Origin of the sequence: Streptomyces sp. NPDC088194 (assembly GCF_040702025.1) — a bacterium.
Lineage (GTDB): Bacteria > Actinomycetota > Actinomycetes > Streptomycetales > Streptomycetaceae > Actinacidiphila.
In genome coordinates this window covers 1-18,370 of sequence record NZ_JBFBIV010000001.1, presented here as the reverse complement: position 1 = coordinate 18,370, position 18,370 = coordinate 1, and the positions used below count along the sequence as shown (strand labels likewise).

Here is an 18,370-nt window from a genome sequence, read left to right as displayed (position 1 = left end):
CCTGAGCCGCGGGTCGAAGGGCTGCCGTTCGACGGCCGCCCGGGTCGATGGGAGTCATCGTGAGGGCAACGCGCGTCGGGCCGGCCGGGACCGCGGTTCCGCTGCCGGGCTGGACGAAGCGGCGTCACGTCGACCTGTGCCGTACCCAGACCGCGCTCTGTCGCTGACGACGGCCCGCCCCGCCTCTCCCCCGCGCTGAGCGGTCGACGCGCGCCCTTTTCCGCCGGCGCCGCGCCGCACGTCCGCAGGGAGCCCGGAAGGGGTCGACTTCCGCTGCCCGGGCGCCCGTTCGCCTTCGCCACCTTCGCTTTCGCCTTCGCCGTGAAGGCTCCGGGAAGGCGTGCACGCGTGAGTTCACGCGCTCGCGGAACCACGAACCCGCGTACGCGCGATCCCCCGTACCCGTGAATCCCAGAACCCCTGAACCCCTGAACCCCAGCCCCGAGACGTCACCGCCAGCGGTGAGATGGGACCAACTGTGAACGCGAAGCCGCCCAGGACCTTGAAGACCGTGACCGGCGCCGGCGGCACGTCGGAGACCTACGACCTGGCGATCGACCCCGCCCGCTCCACCCTGGACACCGCGATACGGGTGGCGGGACTCGCCGAGGCGGCGCGGATCGACGCGCTGTTCACCGCCGACCTCCTCAGCTTCGGCGCCCAGGGCGCGATCGGGTCGCAGGAGCCGCTGGTCTTCGTCTCGGCGCTGAGCCAGGTGACCTCGCGGATCGGCCTGATCGCGACCGTCTCGACCACCTTCCACCACCCGTACAACCTGGCCCGGCTCTTCGGCACCCTCGACCACGTCAGCAACGGGCGGGCCGCCTGGAACCTGGTGACCTCCTCCGTCGGCGAGGAGAACTTCGGCCCGGGCGACCTGCCCAGCCCCGAGGAGCGGTACGCGCGCGCCGCGGAGTCGCTGGAGGTCGTCAACGCGCTGTGGGACAGCTGGGAACCGGGCGCGCTGACCGCCGGCCCGGACGGCCGGGCCACGCTGCACCGGGACCGGGTGCGCCCCATCGACCACGCCGGCAGGTACTTCACCGTGGCCGGACCGCTGAACATCCCGCCGCTGCCGCAGCGCCGCCCGGTGCAGATCCAGGCCGGGCAGTCCGAGGCGGGCCGGGCGCTGGGCGCGCGCTACGCCGAGATCGTCTTCACCTCGCTCCCCACCCTCGACATCGCGACGGACTTCACCCGGAAGATCCGTGCCGAGGCCGAGCGGTTCGGCCGGCCCGGCGGACTGCCGCTGATCTTCAGCTCGTTCCACGCGACGTACGGCGCCACCGAGGCGGAGGCACGCCGACTGGTCCGCGACAAGCGGGAGTCGATCGACTTCGAACGCGGCCGGGCGCAGGTGGCCGACATGCTCGGCGGCGGCGTCGACCTGTCGGAACTCCCGCTCGACGCGAAGCTGCCGGAGAGCCTGCTGCCCGACGTCACCACGGTCAACCGCCGCCGCGGCCGCGTCGACATCTTCGCCGGCTACGCCCGCCAGGGCTACACGCTGCGCGAACTGGTCATCGCCGCGCAGGACACCGGGCACTGGGCCGTCGCGGGCACCCCCGAGCAACTCGCCGACGCCGTCGAGGAACGCTTCCGGGCCGGCGTGCTCGACGTGATCTCGCTCAGCGGCCTCGCCGACCCGCGCCAGCACGACTTCGTCGTCAACGGGCTCCTCAACGAACTGCGCAAACGCAAGGTCGTCGCCGACGACTACACGGGCAGCACCCTCCGCGAGAACCTCGGCCTCGAACTCCCGCCCCGTGCCGGGGCCGGGGACCGGAGTGACGGGTGAGTTTCCCTCCGTGTCCGGTTGGTGTCAGGCTGAGGTCATGACGGGCAACGTTCCTCAGGAGACATCGAGTTTCGTGGGTCGGGGAGCGGAACTCGGCCGGTTGGAGGGGGCGTTGGCCCGGCACCGGCTGGTGACGCTGACGGGCCCCGGCGGGATCGGGAAGACACGGTTGGCGCAGCGGGCAGCACTTGCAGCGGCGGAGGCGGATACCGGGGGCGGTCCGGGCGAGGCGGATACGGGGGTCCCGGGAGGCGCGGAACGCGAGGCGGGCGCGGGGCGCGGGCACTTTCCGGACGGTGCCTGGTGGGCCGACCTCAGCACCCTGGACAGCTCCGAGCTGCTGCTCTCCACCGTCAGCGACGCGGTGGACCTCGCGGACCACTCGCTGCGGATGCCGCTGGACGCGCTGAGCGAGTGGCTCGCCGACCGGCGGCTGCTGCTCGTACTGGACTCCTGCGAGCACCTGATCGACGCGTGCGCCTATCTGGTGGGGGAGTTGCTGACCGCGGCCCCCGGGCTGACGGTGCTGGCGACCAGCCGCCGCCCGCTGGGCTCGGCGGTCGAGGAACTCGTGGAGGTCCTGCCGCTGCCGGCCGACGGCCCCGACGCGCTCGCGCTGTTCACCGACCGGGTGACCGACCGGCTGGGCCGCGCGCCGCTGGCCGAGCCGGGCGCGGCCGAGGCGGCCGAGGCCGTCTGCCGCCGGCTGGAGGGCATTCCGCTGGCGATCGAACTGGCCGCCGCGCGGGTCGGTTCGGTCGGGCCGGGTGCCGTCGCCGAGGTGGCCGAAGGGCTCGGTTCGCGTTTCGACACGCTGGCCTCGCCCGGGTACGCCTGGCCGCGCCGGCACCAGACGCTGCGCACCACGATCGGCTGGAGCCACGAGCTGTGCGCGCCGCTGGAACGGCTGCTGTGGGCGCGGTTGAGCGTCTTCCGCGGCGCGTTCGACCTCGCCGCGGCCCAGGCCGTCGCCGCCGGTGGTCCGCTCGGCGCCGCGGCCGTGGCGCCGACCCTGGAGCGGCTGGTCGCCCAGTCCGTCGTCCGCAGGATCGGGCCGGGCGCGGAGCCCGGGACCGGAACCGAGTCCGGGCCCGGCACCTTACCGACGTCCGGCAACGGCAACGGCCCCGCACACGCACCCGGTCCCGTATCTGTACCCGCCACCGCTCCGAACGCCGGCTCCGGCGACCGCTACCGCATGCTCGACACCATCCGTGAGTACGGCCACACCTGGCTGTGCGAACTCGGCGAGGTCGCCGGCACCCAGGACCGGCACGCCGACTACTTCACCGGGCTCGCCCGCTGGGCCGACGCCGCCTGGTCCGGGCGCGACCAGCTCCTCGGCTACCGGCGGATCGAGGAAGCCCACCCGGACCTGCGCGCGGCGCTCGACCACTGGCTCGACCACGACAGCGCCGCGGCCGCCGAACTCGCCGGTCTGCTGGTCTACTTCTGGACCTGCTGCGGTCACCTCAAAGAGGCCAGGTCCTACCTGGAGCGCGCCCTGGAGCAGCACACCGCGCCCGGCCCCGCCCGCACCCGCGCCCTGATCGGACTCGGCGCGACCCTCACCCTCCAGGGCGAGTACGACCGCGCCGCCGACATCAGCGACCGGGTGCAGGCCATGGTCGCGATGCGCGGCGACAGCGAGGACCTGGCCGCCGCCGCCTGCCTGACCGGCCTGCTGGGCATGCTCACCGGGCAGTCGCGTACGGCCCTGGACGCCGTACGGGAAGCGCTCGGGTCCGCCCCGGGCTACGTTCCCGGCACCCTCCGCAGCCACGCGCTGGACTCCGTCCCCGGCTCCGCGTTCGACACACCCGACCGGCTGCGCTGCCACCTCGTCGAGGTGCTCTCCCTCACCGCGCTGGGCGACTTCGCCGAAGGCCGGGCGCGGGCACTGGAGTTGCGCCGGCACTGCGTGGAGATCGGCGAGGTGTGGACGCGTTCCTACCTGGACTACCAGCTGTCCGTCGTGGCCCTCTTCTCCGCCGAGCCCGAGGACGCGGTCGCGTACGCGCGCACCATGCTGGAGAGCAAGCACCTGCTCGGTGACTCCTTCGGCATAGCGCTCGGCCTCGACCTGCTGGCCGCCGCGCTCGCCGCCGCCGGCCGCGCCGAACAGGCCGCGTCGGTCTACGGCACCGGCGGGGCGTACTGGCGCAGCGTCGGCCACCCGCAGCGCGGGGCGCCGGAACTCCAGCCGATACGCGACCGCTGCGAGCGAACGGCCCGCGCGGCGCTGGGCGACGACGGGTACGCGGTCGCGTACGCGCGGGGAGCCGCCGCCCACGGCCCGACCGCCCTGGCCGCCGCCCTGCTGCCCGACGGCGTCGGCCACGAATGACGGCCCCCGGCGCACCGGGGGAATCCCGGCCGGTTACCTTCCTCCTCCCGGGCGCGTCACAGCGGTGACGTGGCTTGATCGAGGAAGGTGACGAGATGACGACCGGACCGCTTCGGGACGAAGCACTGGCGGGTGCCTTCGAGGAGCAGCGCGGGCGGCTCGTGGCGGTGGCCCACCGGATGCTCGGGTCGCGGGCCGACGCCGAGGACGCGGTGCAGGAGGCGTGGCTGCGGCTGGCCCGCCAGGACGCGGCCGCGATCGACAACCTCGCCGGCTGGCTCACCACCGTGGTCGGCCGGGTCTGCATCGACGTGCTGCGCTCGCGCCGGGCCCACCCCGAGGCCGCCTACGACGACCCGCCGCCCGAGGTGGTGGTGACCGAGGACGGCGAGGACGCCCCGGAGGACGCCGCGCTGCTCGCCGAGTCGGTCGGGCTGGCGCTACTGGTGGTGCTCGACGCCCTCGGCCCCGCCGAACGGCTGGCGTTCGTGCTGCACGACATGTTCGCGGTGCCGTTCGACGAGATCGGCCAGATCCTCGACCGGTCCACGGACGCCGCGAAGATGCTCGCGAGCAGGGCTCGCCGCAAGGTGCGGGGCACCCCGCGCCCGTCCGGCGAGCGGGAGCAGCGCGCGGTGGTCGAGGCGTTCCTCGCGGCGGCACGGCACGGCGACTTCGAGGGGCTGCTCCAGGTGCTCGACCCGGACGTGACCTGGCGCTCCTACGCTCCGCACGGTCTGGTGGTCCGGCACGGCGCCACCGCGGTGGCCGAGCGGGCCCGGCTCGGCGCCGGTACCTCGATCATCGCCCGCCCCGCCCGGGTCAACGGCCGCACCGGCATCATCGCCTGGCGCGCGAACGGCAAGCCGCACAGCGTCATGGCGTGCACGGTGGCCGGCGGCCGTATCGTCGAGATCCTCTCGGTGGGCGACCCCGAACGCCTCGCCACCATGCACCTGCCGCCCTGCCCGCCCCCCGAGGACGCCGAACGGGAAGGCGCCGAGCGGTAGGGCACCCGGGCGGGGTGAGGCCCCGTACCCGGGGAGCGCTTGTTCGCGTACCGTCAGAGATGCGGACCCGCCGTACTCGGAGCGCGCCGCACGGAACGCCTTGCTCGGAACGCTTGCTCAGTCCCCCCACGCTGAACAGACGGACAGGAGAAGGACATTGCGCATCGCGCGACGTATCGGCCACTGGATCGGCGGCGCGGCAGGCGCCTCGGCGCTGCTTCTGCTCGGCGGCGGGCCGGCCGCGGCCGACGTGCCGATCGGCCAGCCCATGACCGGCGAGATGACGTACTACGACGACGCCGGCTACGGCGCCTGCGGCACCCCCATCGACGCGTCCAGCCAGTACCTGGTCGCCGTGTCGTACCAGTGGTGGACCACCGCCAACCCGAACAACGACCCGCTGTGCGACGGGATCTCGGTCCAGGTCACCTACAACGGCCAGACCATCACCGTCCCGGTCGAGGACAAGTGCCCGAGCTGCGACGCGACCCACATCGACCTGAGCGAGCCGGCGTTCACCGAGTTCGCCCCGACCGGCACCGGTGTCGTCACCGGCATCACCTGGCAGTTCGTCAACTCCGACGGCACGGCCCTCTCCTGAGACCACGCCAGGCGTCCGGCCGGCTGCGCCGGGCTACTTGGTGTTGCGCACGTACCAGCTCTCGCCGTACAGCCACTTGCCCCGGGGGTCGTACACCTGGACGTCGCAGGCGAGGTGGGAGGGGATGACGTACTGGTAGTTCTGGTCGATGTCGGCCGCCACCGAGCCTGACGCGCCCAGCTCCCGCCCCGTGATCCCGTCGAAGTGGGCGACGACCTCGTACTCCACCACGTTGCCGTTCTTGATCTCCTTCTTCACGTTCGCCTCTGCGTAGTGAAGGTGGTTGGAGTTTCCGGTCTTGGTGAGCGGGGTGAGGTTCGTCAGGGTGTTCCCGGGGCCGCCGAGGTTCTCGTTGAGGAGGTGGCCCTGGACCATGTTCCGGGCGAACCAGGCGCCGGTGGCGGTCTTCGACGACGGCCACCACGAGGGCTTGACCCGGGGGGAGCTGCCCTTGCCGAGGGAGCGGGGGTGCAGCTCCGCGCTCATGTACGTGCCCACGTCGTTGGTGGTGTTGCCGTACTGGACGTAGTGACGGCCGCCGTACACGCGCTGGATCGCCCGGGAGACGGTCGGGGTGAGTGCGGCGCCGGCGGCGTCGTCGGCCTGGTGGCCGGCTTCGTGGCCCCTGGTGGGTACGGGGCCGCTCATCACCCGCTGCGCGTTGGCCTCGGCGGTGCGCTCGAAGTGGTCGGACGGGTCGCTCACCCGGAGCCCGTTGCCATGGTCCGTTCCGGCCACCTGGCCCTGGCGCTGCTGGATGACGTGCGTCAACTCGTGGGCGAGGGTGTGCTTGTCGCCGCCGCCCTGGCCGATGACCACGTGGCTGCCCGAGGTGTAGGCGCGGGCGCCGATCTCCGCCGCGGAGCGCTGCGCGGCGCTGTCGGTGTGGACACGGACGTTGGAGAAGTCCGCGTCGAGGCGTGCTTCCATCTCGGAGCGGAGCGCGGCGTCCAGCGGTCGGCCCGGGCCTTGCAGCACCGAGTGGACCGCGGAGCGCTGCACGGCGGCCTGTTCCGTGCCGTGGCCGCAACCGGCGCTGTGCTCATGGTCGTTCCGGCCGCCGGCGGGTCCGCCGTTGCGGAGCATCTGCACGACGGCGGCGTTCCCGGCCGTGCTCTGAAGGCCGAGAATCCCTCGGGAGGGCGCGTGCGCGGGAGCGTGGGGGCGACGCCCGGGAGCGGCCGCGCGTCCTTGCGCGCGAGCGTTTTCCCTGTCCATGGCAGAAGCCACGTTCTCCTCCTCCAGCAAGCGGATCTTCTTGTTCTACCCGGAGCGTCCGGCGCCCGTCCAGGTACGCCGGGGCACCGTTGGAGGGCGAAGGGGGCACTCTTCCGCGGTTCCCGCACCGGGGTGGCGGAGGCAGGTCAACCCGGCCGTACGGAGCCGGGGTTGGTGGCACGCCGGGCGAGGGGGTCCCCGCCGACGCGCCCGCGTACCCCTCCTGCGTGTCCCTACCGGCCACGCCCGGGTACCCCGCCGCACGCCTCCCCGGGTACCCCGCCGCACCCGCCCCCGGGTCACCACCGCCCGCTCCCCGCACCCGCGGGCATTCCCACCCGATCCCGCCCGACGCCTTGACGTGAACCTGGCGGGAGCCCGACACTCGCCTCGATCCGCCGCTCTGAGAGCGCTCTCACGACGCGGTGCGAAGGAGACGGGACCCCCCACCCCGGTGCGCACCTTCCGGTCTCCGCGCCGCGTCCGGCCTCACCGCGGTCCAAGTCGCACCCGCAGAAAGGTCGGGATCACCCGTGACACGCATGCCGAACTCCGGTGCCGCGCAAGGCGGCCAGAACCGTTTCCGGCTCCGTCCCCCGCCCCCTCTCCGTCCCCCGCTCCGTCTCCGTCCGCCCGGCCGCCGTCGTGGTCGGCGGGGGCCGATCGCCGTGCTCAGCGCCTTCCTCCTGCTGCTCGCCGGGGTGCTCGCGCTGACGGTCTCCGGCGGTTCGGCCGCGGTGGCCGCGCCGGCACCCCCCACCGGGTGGAGCACCGTCTTCAGCGACGACTTCAACGGCGCCGCGGGCACCGGACTCGACCGGTCGAACTGGCTCTACGACACCGGGACCGGCTACAACTACCCCGGCGCCGCGGCGAACTGGGGCACCGGCGAGCTGGAGACGGCCACCGACTCGACGACGAACGTCTACCAGGACGGCGCCGGTCATCTGGTGATCAAGCCGGTCAAGGACGCGTCGGGGCAGTGGACTTCGGGCCGGATCGAGACCCAGCGCACCGACTTCGCCGCGCCGGCCGGCGGCCAGTTGGAGATCAGCGCGTCGCTGGAGCAGCCCAACCCGGCCAGCGGGCTGGGCTACTGGCCCGCGTTCTGGGCGATGGGCGCGGACGCCAGGCCGGTCGGGGCGACCAACTGGCCGGGTATCGGCGAGATGGACATCATGGAGGACGTCAACGCGCTGAGCCAGCACTCCACCACCTTCCACTGCGGCGTCTGGGCCGGGGAGTGCCATGACCCGGACGGCATCAGCAGCGGGCTCCAGGCGTGCGGGGGCTGCCAGACCGGGTACCACACCTACTCGGTGATCGTGGACCGCACCAACACCTCGGCCGAGCAGCTGCGGTTCTACCTCGACGGCAACCTGACCTACACCGTCGACGAGAACGAGGTCTCCACGGCCACCTGGCAGGCGGCCGTGGACCACGGCTTCTTCGCGATCTTCGACGTGGCGATCGGCGGTTCGTATCCCAACAAGGTCTGCGGCTGCACCTCGCCGTCGGCCGACATCAGTTCCGGCGCGGGCATGAGCGTCGACTGGATGGCGGTCTACCAGACGACCGGCGGGAGCAGCGGCACCACCGGCGGCACGACCACCGGCGGCACCACGACCGGCAGCACCGACGGCGGGACGACCAGCGGGACCACCACCGGCGGCACGACCACGGGCGGCAGCACGACCGGTGGCACCACCACCTCCGACTACACCGCGAACGCCACCCGGGTCGACGCGAGCGACGCGCTGATCAGCTTCACGCCGACCACCCCCGCGGCCTACGTCGACGTGCACTACCAGGTCAACGGCGGCGGCCAGCAGAACCTCCGGATGACCGACAACGGCGGAACCTGGACCCAGAACGTCGGCTCCCTGACCTCCGGCTCGGTCGTCACCTACTGGTTCACCTACGAGAAGAACGGCCCGCAGTACGACTCCCCGCACTACACCTACACCCAGAGCTGACCCCACCCCGCTCCCGGCGCCCCGCGCCCCCGCCAACGCCAACCCCCGCGCCGGGAGCGGACGGTGCCACCCTGGGCGACCCGCCCCCGCGGGGCACCCCGCGCTGTGGCCCGCACCGGGGTGATCGGGGAGGATGGGGGCATGTCGTCACGTTGGTCGATCCGGTCGCACAACTCGTTGCTGTCCATCGCCTCCACCGAGTCGGTGCTGTCCATCGGGGCGGCCGGGTCGGTGCTGTCCGTCGGGTCGGTGGCGTCGTTCGGGTCGTTCGGGTCGCTGGGGTCGGCGATGTCCGCGGTGTCGCTCGGGTCGTTCCAGTCGTTCGGCTCGTGGCTGTCGGGGCAGTCGAACGGTTCGACCCTGAGCTGGCAGTCGAACGGGGCGGTGCGCGCGAGGCGGGTGAACGGCCCGACCGACCGGCTGAAGCCGCAGATCGCGGTCGCCGTCGCGGCCACCGCCGTGGCGGGGCTCACCTGGTGGCAGGTCCGCCGCGCCGTCCGCCCCTAGGGCCCACCCTGTGCATAAGTGTTCCTTTGTGATCATCAACGTCCGACTTTGACAATTCGTGGTGCGTCTGCGCACTCTTCTGCCATGCACCTGTGCCCCATCCGCCCCTTGGTCCGCGCCAGCATCGAGCTGGCGCTGATCGGCGTGACCGGGCACAGCGTCGCCGACGTGCACTGTCGCTGATCGCGCACCCGGCCCCCCTTCGCCGAGCCACCCCCGACCGCGGTCGGGGGTCTGCCGCGCCCGGGGTCTTTCCGGCAGGTCCGCCCGCACGGTCAGCTGACCACCCGGGCCGACCATCCCCCGCATGACGCCCCATCCCCGCATCCCCGTATCCCCGTTTGTCCCGCGCGCCCCGGGCGCGCGCCTCCCCCCGCCCGGGCGACCGCACGCCCGGGGAAAGGCCCTGCCATGTCTCGCTTGTCCCTGTCTCCACGGCAGTTGGGCGCCATAGCCGTCGGTCTCGCCCTCGCCGGAGGGGCCGTCGCCTGCGGCCCCAAGAGCGCCGACTCGGCCGCGAAGGGCTCCGACTCCACCCCGCACCGCGGCGGCACCCTCTACGTGCTGAACAACCAGCCGCAGAACAACTTCGACCCCGCCCGGCTCTACACCTCCGGCGGCGGCAACGTCCCCTCGCTGGTCTACCGCACCCTGACCACCCGCGCGCGGGAGAACGGCGCGGCCGGCAACAAGGTCGTCCCGGACCTGGCCACGAACACCGGCGAGCCCAGCAAGGACGCGACGGTGTGGACGTACCACCTCAAGGACGGGCTGAAGTACCAGGACGGCACGGCCATCACCACCGCCGACATCAAGTACGACATCGAGCGCTCCTTCGCGGCGGAGCTGTCCGGCGGCGCCCCCTACCTGCGGGACTGGCTGGTCGGCGCGCAGGACTACCAGGGCCCGTACAAGGACCCCAAGGGGCTGTCCTCGATCGAGACGCCCGACGCGAAGACGATCGTCTTCCACCTGCGCAAGCCCGAGGGCGACTTCCCGCTGCTCGCCACGCAGACCTCCTTCGCGCCGGTGCCCAAGGCGAAGGACACCGGCACCAAGTACGCCGAGCACCCGGTCTCCTCCGGCCCGTACGAGGTCGTCAGCAACCAGAACAACGGCGAGCACATCGTGCTGCGGCGCAACCCGAACTGGTCGCAGGCCAGTGACGACCAGCGGCGCGCCTACCCCGACACCATCGACGTGCAGTCCGGGCTCGACCAGGCCGTGATCAACCAGCGGCTGTCCGCGGGCGTCGGCAAGGACGCGGACGCGGTCACCACCGACACCAACCTCGGCCCCGCCGAGCTCGCCAAGACCACCGGGGACAAGGCGCTGTCCGCCCGGGTCGGCACCGGCCACTTCGGCTACACCGACTACCTGGCGTTCAACCCGAAGGTGAAGCCGTTCGACAACATCAAGGTGCGCGAGGCCGTCGCGTACGCCATCGACCGGACCACCGTGGTGGACGCCGACGGCGGCTCCTCGCTCGCCGAGCCCGCCACCACCTTCCTGCCCCCGCAGGCCGCGTTCGGCTACACGCCCTACGACCCGTTCCCGGCGGGCAAGAGCGGTGACCCGGCCAAGGCGCGCGAGCTGCTGAAGGAGGCCGGCTACCCGAACGGGCTGACCGTCACCCTCACCCACGACACCAACAAGGGCGGTGAGGAGGGCCCCGAGGTCGCCACCGCCGTGCAGGAGGCGCTGAAGAAGGCCGGCATCACCGTCAAGCTCGACGGCCTGGAGCACAACGCGTTCGACGACAAGGTCTACAGCGTGAAGACCGAGCCGGGTCTGTTCCTGGCCGGCTGGGGCGCCGACTGGCCGTCCGGCGGCCCGTTCCTCGGCCCGATCTTCGACGGTCGGCAGATCGTGAAGGACGGCTACAACTTCAACAGCTCCCAGCTGAACGACCCGTCGGTCAACAACGAGATCGACGCCATCGACAAGATCACCGACCTGAGCGCGGCGGCGAAGCGCTGGGGCGCCCTGGACCAGAAGATCGGCGCCCAGGCGCTGACCGTGCCGCTGGTCCACCCCGTCTACAAGCGGCTGTTCGGCAAGAACATCCGCAACGTGGTGATCAGCGACTGGACCGGCGTGCTGGACATCTCCCAGGCCGCGGTGAAGTGACGTCGTGAGCGTCGAACTCACCCTCGCCGGGGACGGTCCGGCCGCGGCCGGACCGTCCTCCGGCGACCCGGTGCCGGGCGGGCCGATCCCCGGCGGACGGCAGTTCTGGCGCCGGCTGCGGGCCGAACGCGCCGCCCTGGCCGGCGGCGCCGTGGTGGCGCTGCTGGTGCTGGTGGCCGTGGCCGCACCGCTGCTGGCCGCCGTCGAGGGCCAGGACACCACCAGCTACCACGCCGCGCTGCTGGACTCCAGGGCCGGCGCGGTCCCGCTCGGCCACTTCGGCGGGGTGAGCGGCACGCACTGGCTCGGGGTCGAACCCGGCACCGGCCGCGACCTGTTCGCCCGGCTCGTCTACGGCGCGCGCACCTCGCTCGCCGTCGCGTTCGGCGCCACGATCCTGCAAGTCGTGATCGGCACGGCGTTCGGGCTGGCCGCCGGGCTCGGCAACCGGGCCGTGGACGGGCTGCTCAGCCGCGTCGCCGACATCTTCGTCACGCTGCCCGCGCTGGTCTTCGCCATCGCGCTGCTCGCGGTGGTGCCCGGCGGCTTCCCGCGCCCGCTGCTGCTCGCCCTGGTGCTCGGCCTGCTCGCCTGGGGCGGCGTCGCCAAGATCGTCCGTGCCCAGGTGCTCGCCCAGAAGTCCCTCGACTACGTGGCCGCGTCCCGGCTGGCCGGCTCCAGTGGCTGGCGCACCGCGCGCCGCGAACTGCTGCCCGCGCTGGTCGCCCCGGTGCTCACCTACGCGGCGATCCTGCTGCCGGGCAACATCGTCTCCGAGGCCGGCCTCTCCTTCCTCGGCATCGGCGTCAACCCGCCCACCGCGTCGTGGGGACAGATGCTCTCCACCGCCTCCACCTGGTACCAGGCCGACTCCGCGTACGTCCTGCTGCCCGCGCTGCTGCTGCTCGTCACGGTGCTCGCCTTCACGGTGTTCGCCGAGGGCGTGCGGGTCGCGCTCGACCCGCGCTCGCGCAGCCGGCTGCGGATCGGCACCCGCAAGGGGGGCGCGTCGTGATCCGCTTCGCCGGGCGGCGCCTGCTCCAGGCGGCCGCCGTGCTGCTGGTGCTGGCCGCCGTGCTCTACGCCGTGTTCTACCTCGCCCCGGGCGACGCCGCCCAACTCGCCTGCGGGCCGCGCTGCTCCACCGCCCAGGTCGCCCAGGTCCGCGCCCAGATGGGCCTCGACGACGCGGTGTACGTCCAGTTCTGGCACTTCCTGCAGGGGGTGTTCGCCGGCCACGACTACAGCACCGGCACGGGCACCCTGCACTGCCCGGCGCCGTGCCTGGGCCAGTCCTACCGCACCGGCGACCTGGTCACTCACGTCGTCGCCGAGAAGCTGCCGGCCACCGCCTCGCTCGCGCTGGGCGCCATGGTGCTGTGGCTGGTCATCGGGGTGGGCACCGGCCTGCTGTCCGCGCTGCGCCGCGGCACCCTCGTGGAGCGGCTGCTCACCGGGTTCACCCTGCTGGGCACGGCCACACCGGTGTTCATCACCGGCATCCTGCTGCTTCTGGTCTGCTGCTCGTGGCTGCGCTGGCTGCCGTACCCGACGTATGTGCCGCTGACCTCCGACCCCGAGCAGTGGGCCTGGAACCTGCTGCTGCCGTGGCTCGCGCTGGCCCTGGTCGAGGCCGCCAAGTACGCCCGGCTGACCCGCAGTTCCATGCTGGAGACGCTCGCCGAGGACCACATCCGCACCTTCCGCGCGTACGGCGTGCCCGAGGGCGCGATCGTCCGCCGGCACGCGCTGCGGGGCGCGCTCGCCTCGGTGATCGCGCTGTCCGCGCTGGACCTGGGCACGATGTTCGGCGGCGCGCTGCTCACCGAGACGCTCTTCGGCGTCCCCGGGCTCGGCCAGCAGCTGGTGCAGTCCGTGCAGTTGAAGGACCTGCCGGTGGTGGTGGGAATCGTCCTGGTCATGGGCCTCGCGGTGGTGGTCGCCAACGCGGTCGCCGACGTGCTCTACGCCCTCACCGACCGAAGGGTGGTGCTGGCGTGACCGCCAACGCTCCGCTGTCCGCGTCCACGTCCACGTCCACGTCCGCGCCGGAAGCCGGGGCCGGGGCCGGGGCCGAGGTCGGTTCCCCCGGGCGTACGGACGCGCCGCTGGTCGAGGTCGCCGACCTGCGGATCGACTTCCGCACCGAGTCCGGGACGGTACGGGCCGTCGACGGGGTGGGCTTCACCCTGCGGCCCGGCGAGGCACTCGGTCTGGTCGGCGAGTCCGGCTCGGGCAAGTCCGCCACCGCGTACGCGCTGCTCGGGCTGCACCGCGGCACCGGCGCCGAGGTGAGCGGGACGGTCCGGGTGGCCGGCACCGACGTGCTCACGGCGCCCGAGGAGGAGTTGCGGCGGCTGCGCGGCGGCGTCGCCGCCGTCGTCTTCCAGGACCCGCTCAGCGCGCTCGACCCCTACCTCGCGGTCGGCGACCAGATCTCCGAGGTCTACCGGGTGCACCGCCGGGTCTCCCGCGCCGCCGGCCGCGCCCGGGCCGTGGAGGTGCTGGACCGGGTCGGCATCCCCGAGGCGGCCCGCCGGTCCCGGTCCCGGCCGCACGAGTTCAGCGGCGGGATGCGGCAGCGGGCGCTCATCGCCATGGCCCTGGCCTGCGAGCCGCGGCTGATCGTCGCCGACGAGCCGACCACCGCGCTCGACGTCACCGTGCAGGCGCAGGTCCTCGACCTGCTCCACGAGTTGCGCACCGGCTCCGACCTGGCGCTGCTGCTGGTCACCCATGACCTCGGCGTCGCCGCCGGCACGGTGGACCGGCTGCTGGTCCTCCAGCACGGCGCCGCAGTCGAATCCGGCCCCACTGGCGAGGTGCTGGCGAACCCCGGCCACGCCTACACGCGCGCGCTGCTGTCCGCGGTGCCCCGGCTCGCTCCGGTCGCCGCGGAAGCGGAACCGGCGGTGGAAGGGGCATCGGTGGCGGAAGCGGAACCGTCGCCGGAAGGGGTACCGGACCGGGAAAAGGGCTCCCCCGCACGCGAGTTGAGCGGCGCGGCCGTCGCCGACCCGCGGCAGGGCGGCGAGGTGCTGCTCGAAGCCGCCGGGCTGCGCAAGGAGTTCGGGCGCGGCCGGGGCCGGTTCGCCGCGGTGGACGGCGTGGACCTGGTGGTCCGGGAGGGCGAGACCCTCGGCGTCGTCGGGGAGAGCGGCAGCGGCAAGACCACGCTGGGGCGGATGCTGGTCCGGCTGCTTGACCCCACGCAAGGCGCCGTCCGCTACCGCGGCAAGGACATCGTGCGGCTCGGCGAGCGGCAACTGCGGCCGCTGCGGCGGGAGTTGCAGATGGTCTTCCAGGACCCGGTCTCCTCGCTGAACCCGCGCCGCAGCATCGGCGAGTCGATCGCCGACCCGCTGCGGGTGGCGGGCGACCTCACCGAGCAGCAGATCACCTCGCGGGTGGGCGAGTTGCTGGAGCGGGTCGGCCTCGAACCGTCCTGGTACCACCGCTACCCGCACGAGTTCAGCGGCGGCCAGCGCCAACGGGTCGGCATCGCCCGGGCGTTGGCGCCCCGCCCGCGTCTGGTGGTCTGCGACGAGCCGGTCTCCGCGCTGGACGTCAGCACGCAGGCCCAGGTCGTCGCCCTGCTCGGCGAACTCCAGCGGGACCTGGGGCTGTCGCTGGTCTTCGTCGCCCACGACCTCGCGGTGGTCCGCCAGGTCAGCGACCGCGTCGCGGTGATGCGGGCGGGCCGGGTGGTCGAGGAGGGCACCGCCGACGAGGTGTACGGCAACCCGCGCGACCCGTACACGCGGCGCCTGCTCGCCGCCGTGCCGGTGCTCGACCCGGCCCTGGCCAGGTCCCGCAGGGAAGCCCGCGCCGGCGCGGGTACGGAAACGGATACGGGTACGGCTACGGCTACAGGTACAGGTACAGGTACGGAGGAGGGCTCGGTGGCGGACCCGGCAGCGGGCTCGCGGGAGGAACCGGCGGCGGACCCGGCCCGCCCGTAGCACCGGTACCACCCGCCGCGCCCTACCCGGGCGGGGGTCAGGCCGGGCGGGGGTCAGGCCGCCGCGTCCTCCGCCCGGGTGTGGGCGACCAGCGCGTTGGCGTGGCCGTGCCCGAGCCCGTGCTCGGCCTTCAGCCAGTTGACCACTTCCATGTGCCCGGTCAGCGGCGAGGCACGGATCAGCTCCTTCCACTCCGCGATCGGGCGGCCGTACTTCTTCTCGATCGCGGGGAAGTAGCTCGCGGGGCCGTTCTGGCTGCCGGCGGTCATCTCGATCTCCTCGTGCGCTTCGGACGGTGCGGTCCGCCCGGGCCGTCTTCGGCCGCGGGAACGGAACCTTCGTACAAGTGGACCGCTCGCGCCGGCGAAACTCATCGGTCCGGCCGCGCGGGCCACTGCGCGTGACCGCGGGAAACCCAACCGCCCCACCGTCACCAATTGGTCTGGACCTATTGAAAACGGAGGGCGGCTCCCGGCAGTGTGGGGGCCGCGCGCGCCACCCCCTGCACCACACCCCTGGCCATTCGGCAGGCAACTCCGCCTGCCCGGAAAGGAGTTGTGATCCACATGCGCAAGAAGGTCCTCGCCCGCGCGGCCACGGTCGCCGCCACCGCGATCCTCGGCCTCGGCGTCGCCACCACGGCGGCGCAGGCGTCCCCGCCTCCCGGCAGCGGCTTCATGTTCATGGGCTACTTCCCGACCTACGACAGCTGTGTCGCCCAGGCCCAGGCCGACGCGCCCGTGCACGGCCCGGTCTACATCTGCGAGTACGGCACGAACGGCCTGTACCTGCTGTGGATGCACTGACCGGCCCGCGCGCCACCGGCACCGCCGCCCGCACCCGCACCCGCACCCGCTGAACGCATCCGCGCCGCCCTCCTCGTACGGGGGCGGCGCGGGTCCGCGCGGCGGCGGGGACGTAGGGGCCCTGGACAGACGTACGGAGTTGGGTCACCCTTCAGCACCATGGACACCCCCCGCTCCGGGACCACCACCGCGTCACCGCTGTCCGCGGCCGTCCACGCCGTCGCCGAGCGGACCGCGGAACTGCTCCGCGCGGGTGCGGACCCGGCCGCGCCGATTCCCGGCGCGCAGTGGACCGTTGGCGAGGCAGCCGCCCATCTGGCCCTGGCCAACGCGCTGATGGCCGACCTCGCCGCCGGCCGAGAGCGGCCGTACGGCGACGGGACCCCGGGCGGCCTGGCGGCGGCCAACTCCGCCTCCCTGCAAGCCTTCACGGAGCGGGACCCGTCCATCCTGGCGGACGAGATCGTGCGGCACGCGAAGGCGTTCACCGACGCGACCGGGGCTCGGTCGGCGGACGAGCAGGTGCTCACCCCGATGGGCCCGATGGATCTGGGCACCCTCGGCTCGTATCTGCTGACCCACATGCTCGGCCACGGCTACGACATCGCGGTGGCGCTGCGCCGGCCGCACATGATCGACCGCGAACGGGTCGCGCTCACGCTGCCGTTCCTGACCACGGCGATGCCCCGGGTGGTCGACCCGCGCTCCGCCACCGGCCACAACGCCTGCTACGCCCTGAGGTTGCGCGGCGGGCCCCGGCTCGCCGTGACGTTCACCGACGGCGCGGTGGCCGTGACGCGGGAGCCGCCGCGGCGCGCGGACTGCACGATCGTGGCCGAGCCGGTCACGTTCTTCCTGCTCGCGCTCGGCAGGCGTACCAGCATGGGTGCCCTCGCCCGCGGCAAGATCGCCGCCTGGGGTCGCAGGCCCTGGCTCGCGCCCGGTTTCGCCGCGCTCTTCACCGCGCCGTAGCCGGTGCAGTGGCCGGAACCGGATGCCGTGACCGGAGCCGGTGCCGTGACCGGAGCGGCCCGGCGGGTCAGCCGTCCCGGGCGGCCTGCTGCCGCAGCCGCGCGGCCTCCTGCCGGACCCAGGGCAGGTCGTCGTACAGCGCCTGGCCCGGGCAGTCGGTCTGGTAGACGTCGCGGTGGCCGGAGATCACGTTCAGCTCCGCGGCCGTCCCCTTCCGGTAGAGGCTCGCGTTGTTGCTCGACACCAGGCGCACCCGGCCCAGCGGGTTGACCCCGGGGTCGAGCTTCCAGGCGGCTATCTCGGCGATCGCCTCCAGCATCGCGTGCGGCACCTTCTGCCCGCCCCCGAAGTTGCCGAGCGCCGCTATCCCGACGGTGTCGTTGTTGAAGCCCTCGGTGTGCGAGCCCCGCGGGTCGCGGTCGACGCTCCCGGTCCGGCCCTCGTAGATGCCGCCGCACCGGTCGACGATGAAGTTGTAGCCGAGGTCGTCCCAGCCCAGGGCGATATGGCGCTGTTCGAGGGCCAGCAGCATCTTGGGGACGTCGGTCCTGCAGTCGTACGTGTTGGGGTTGTCCGTGTGGTGCACGAACACCGCCTTGACCGAGTGGTCGTAGACCAGCCCCGGCCGTACGTCCTTCTCGTCCGCGTGCCATCCCGCGCGCAGCACGACGTTCGGCCGCAGCGACACCGGGTGGATCGCGGCAGAGCCCTGCCGCGGCGCGTTCGCCGGGTGCTGCGGCGCCGAACAGGTCACGAGGAGGGCCAGTGCCGGTAGGTACCACGCCAGCTTGGGCCGGTGCAGCCGCATGCTGACCAGCCTCGGGTCATTCGGTCGCGCGGGACATCCGCGCGGGCCGTTCGGGTGAATTCCCGGGTGTCGGGGGCCGCGCTGTCGGCGCGCCTGGCCGCCTGGCCGGGCCCGCGGGGTTAGGCCGTGTTTTGGAAGTAGCGCCGTCCGCCCAAAGGGCGGGGCCCGTGGCGTCTGGTGCGTGCGATCGCAAGGCGGAGGGTTGTCCTCGTAGTGGGCCTACTCGGACAAGCCC

General features: G+C 73.1%; 17 protein-coding genes. 14 read left to right on the top strand and 3 right to left on the bottom strand.

The features are described 5' to 3' along the window. The first annotated feature begins 47 nt into the window (after nucleotides 1–47). From AB0399_RS00085 to AB0399_RS00065, 5 genes are all read left to right on the top strand, one after another. Nucleotides 48–167 (top strand): putative leader peptide, encoded by a 120-nt coding sequence (locus AB0399_RS00085; protein WP_366409697.1) that lies wholly within the window; start codon nucleotides 48–50, stop codon nucleotides 165–167. 311 nt (nucleotides 168–478) lie between these two features. Further along, nucleotides 479–1,798 carry an NtaA/DmoA family FMN-dependent monooxygenase gene (locus AB0399_RS00080; protein WP_366409696.1) on the top strand — a complete coding sequence of 440 codons (1,320 nt, stop codon included), beginning with the start codon at nucleotides 479–481 and terminating at the stop codon, nucleotides 1,796–1,798. Between the two features lie 37 nt (nucleotides 1,799–1,835). Then, on the top strand, nucleotides 1,836–4,145 hold the full coding sequence (locus AB0399_RS00075; protein WP_366409695.1) for a regulator: 2,310 nt from the start codon (nucleotides 1,836–1,838) through the stop codon (nucleotides 4,143–4,145). A gap of 95 nt (nucleotides 4,146–4,240) precedes the next feature. Then, nucleotides 4,241–5,155 (top strand): sigma-70 family RNA polymerase sigma factor, encoded by a 915-nt coding sequence (locus AB0399_RS00070; protein ID WP_366409694.1) that lies wholly within the window; start codon nucleotides 4,241–4,243, stop codon nucleotides 5,153–5,155. Nucleotides 5,156–5,312: 157 nt separating this feature from the next. Then, nucleotides 5,313–5,756, top strand: a complete 444-nt coding sequence (locus tag AB0399_RS00065; RefSeq protein WP_329366592.1) for a cysteine/serine endopeptidase inhibitor — start codon at nucleotides 5,313–5,315, stop codon at nucleotides 5,754–5,756. Nucleotides 5,757–5,789: 33 nt separating this feature from the next. On the opposite strand, the gene AB0399_RS00060 is transcribed toward AB0399_RS00065, so the two are convergent. Beyond that, complete coding sequence (locus AB0399_RS00060; protein ID WP_366409807.1) at nucleotides 5,790–6,842, bottom strand: DUF4157 domain-containing protein; 1,053 nt, start codon at nucleotides 6,840–6,842, stop codon at nucleotides 5,790–5,792. 800 nt (nucleotides 6,843–7,642) lie between these two features. Between AB0399_RS00060 and AB0399_RS00055 the strand changes: the two genes are divergently transcribed. The 7 genes from AB0399_RS00055 (at nucleotide 7,643) to AB0399_RS00025 (ending at nucleotide 15,549) form a co-directional block, all read left to right on the top strand. Beyond that, nucleotides 7,643–8,950, top strand: coding sequence for a glycoside hydrolase family 16 protein (locus AB0399_RS00055; protein WP_329366594.1), 1,308 nt, complete (start codon nucleotides 7,643–7,645; stop codon nucleotides 8,948–8,950). Nucleotides 8,951–9,091: 141 nt separating this feature from the next. Next, nucleotides 9,092–9,457, top strand: coding sequence for a hypothetical protein (locus tag AB0399_RS00050; protein WP_329366596.1), 366 nt, complete (start codon nucleotides 9,092–9,094; stop codon nucleotides 9,455–9,457). Between the two features lie 84 nt (nucleotides 9,458–9,541). Next, complete coding sequence (locus AB0399_RS00045; protein WP_329366598.1) at nucleotides 9,542–9,640, top strand: Ms4533A family Cys-rich leader peptide; 99 nt, start codon at nucleotides 9,542–9,544, stop codon at nucleotides 9,638–9,640. A 228-nt stretch (nucleotides 9,641–9,868) separates the two neighbouring features. Then, a complete protein-coding gene (locus tag AB0399_RS00040; protein WP_366409693.1) occupies nucleotides 9,869–11,587 on the top strand; it encodes an ABC transporter substrate-binding protein in 1,719 nt (572 codons plus the stop codon). Nucleotides 11,588–11,657: 70 nt separating this feature from the next. Further along, nucleotides 11,658–12,602, top strand: a complete 945-nt coding sequence (locus AB0399_RS00035; RefSeq protein WP_366409806.1) for an ABC transporter permease — start codon at nucleotides 11,658–11,660, stop codon at nucleotides 12,600–12,602. Next, complete coding sequence (locus AB0399_RS00030) at nucleotides 12,599–13,588, top strand: ABC transporter permease (protein WP_366409692.1); 990 nt, start codon at nucleotides 12,599–12,601, stop codon at nucleotides 13,586–13,588. Before AB0399_RS00035 ends, AB0399_RS00030 begins: the two co-directional genes overlap by 4 nt. A gap of 107 nt (nucleotides 13,589–13,695) precedes the next feature. Further along, complete coding sequence (locus AB0399_RS00025) at nucleotides 13,696–15,549, top strand: ABC transporter ATP-binding protein (RefSeq protein WP_366409805.1); 1,854 nt, start codon at nucleotides 13,696–13,698, stop codon at nucleotides 15,547–15,549. A gap of 53 nt (nucleotides 15,550–15,602) precedes the next feature. On the opposite strand, the gene AB0399_RS00020 is transcribed toward AB0399_RS00025, so the two are convergent. Beyond that, a complete protein-coding gene (locus tag AB0399_RS00020; protein ID WP_329366604.1) occupies nucleotides 15,603–15,818 on the bottom strand; it encodes a DUF4287 domain-containing protein in 216 nt (71 codons plus the stop codon). Between the two features lie 297 nt (nucleotides 15,819–16,115). Here AB0399_RS00020 and AB0399_RS00015 point away from each other — a divergent pair, with 297 nt between their 5' ends. Beyond that, entirely contained in the window at nucleotides 16,116–16,355 is a 240-nt protein-coding gene (locus AB0399_RS00015) for a hypothetical protein (protein WP_328467098.1), read from the top strand. Nucleotides 16,356–16,514: 159 nt separating this feature from the next. Beyond that, nucleotides 16,515–17,327: a maleylpyruvate isomerase family mycothiol-dependent enzyme gene (locus AB0399_RS00010; protein ID WP_366409691.1), complete on the top strand. Its 813-nt coding sequence runs from the start codon at nucleotides 16,515–16,517 to the stop codon at nucleotides 17,325–17,327. A gap of 67 nt (nucleotides 17,328–17,394) precedes the next feature. Here the strand turns inward: AB0399_RS00010 and AB0399_RS00005 are convergent, their stop codons facing one another. Further along, nucleotides 17,395–18,135, bottom strand: coding sequence for an N-acetylmuramoyl-L-alanine amidase (locus AB0399_RS00005; protein ID WP_329366610.1), 741 nt, complete (start codon nucleotides 18,133–18,135; stop codon nucleotides 17,395–17,397). Nucleotides 18,136–18,370 lie beyond the last annotated feature (235 nt).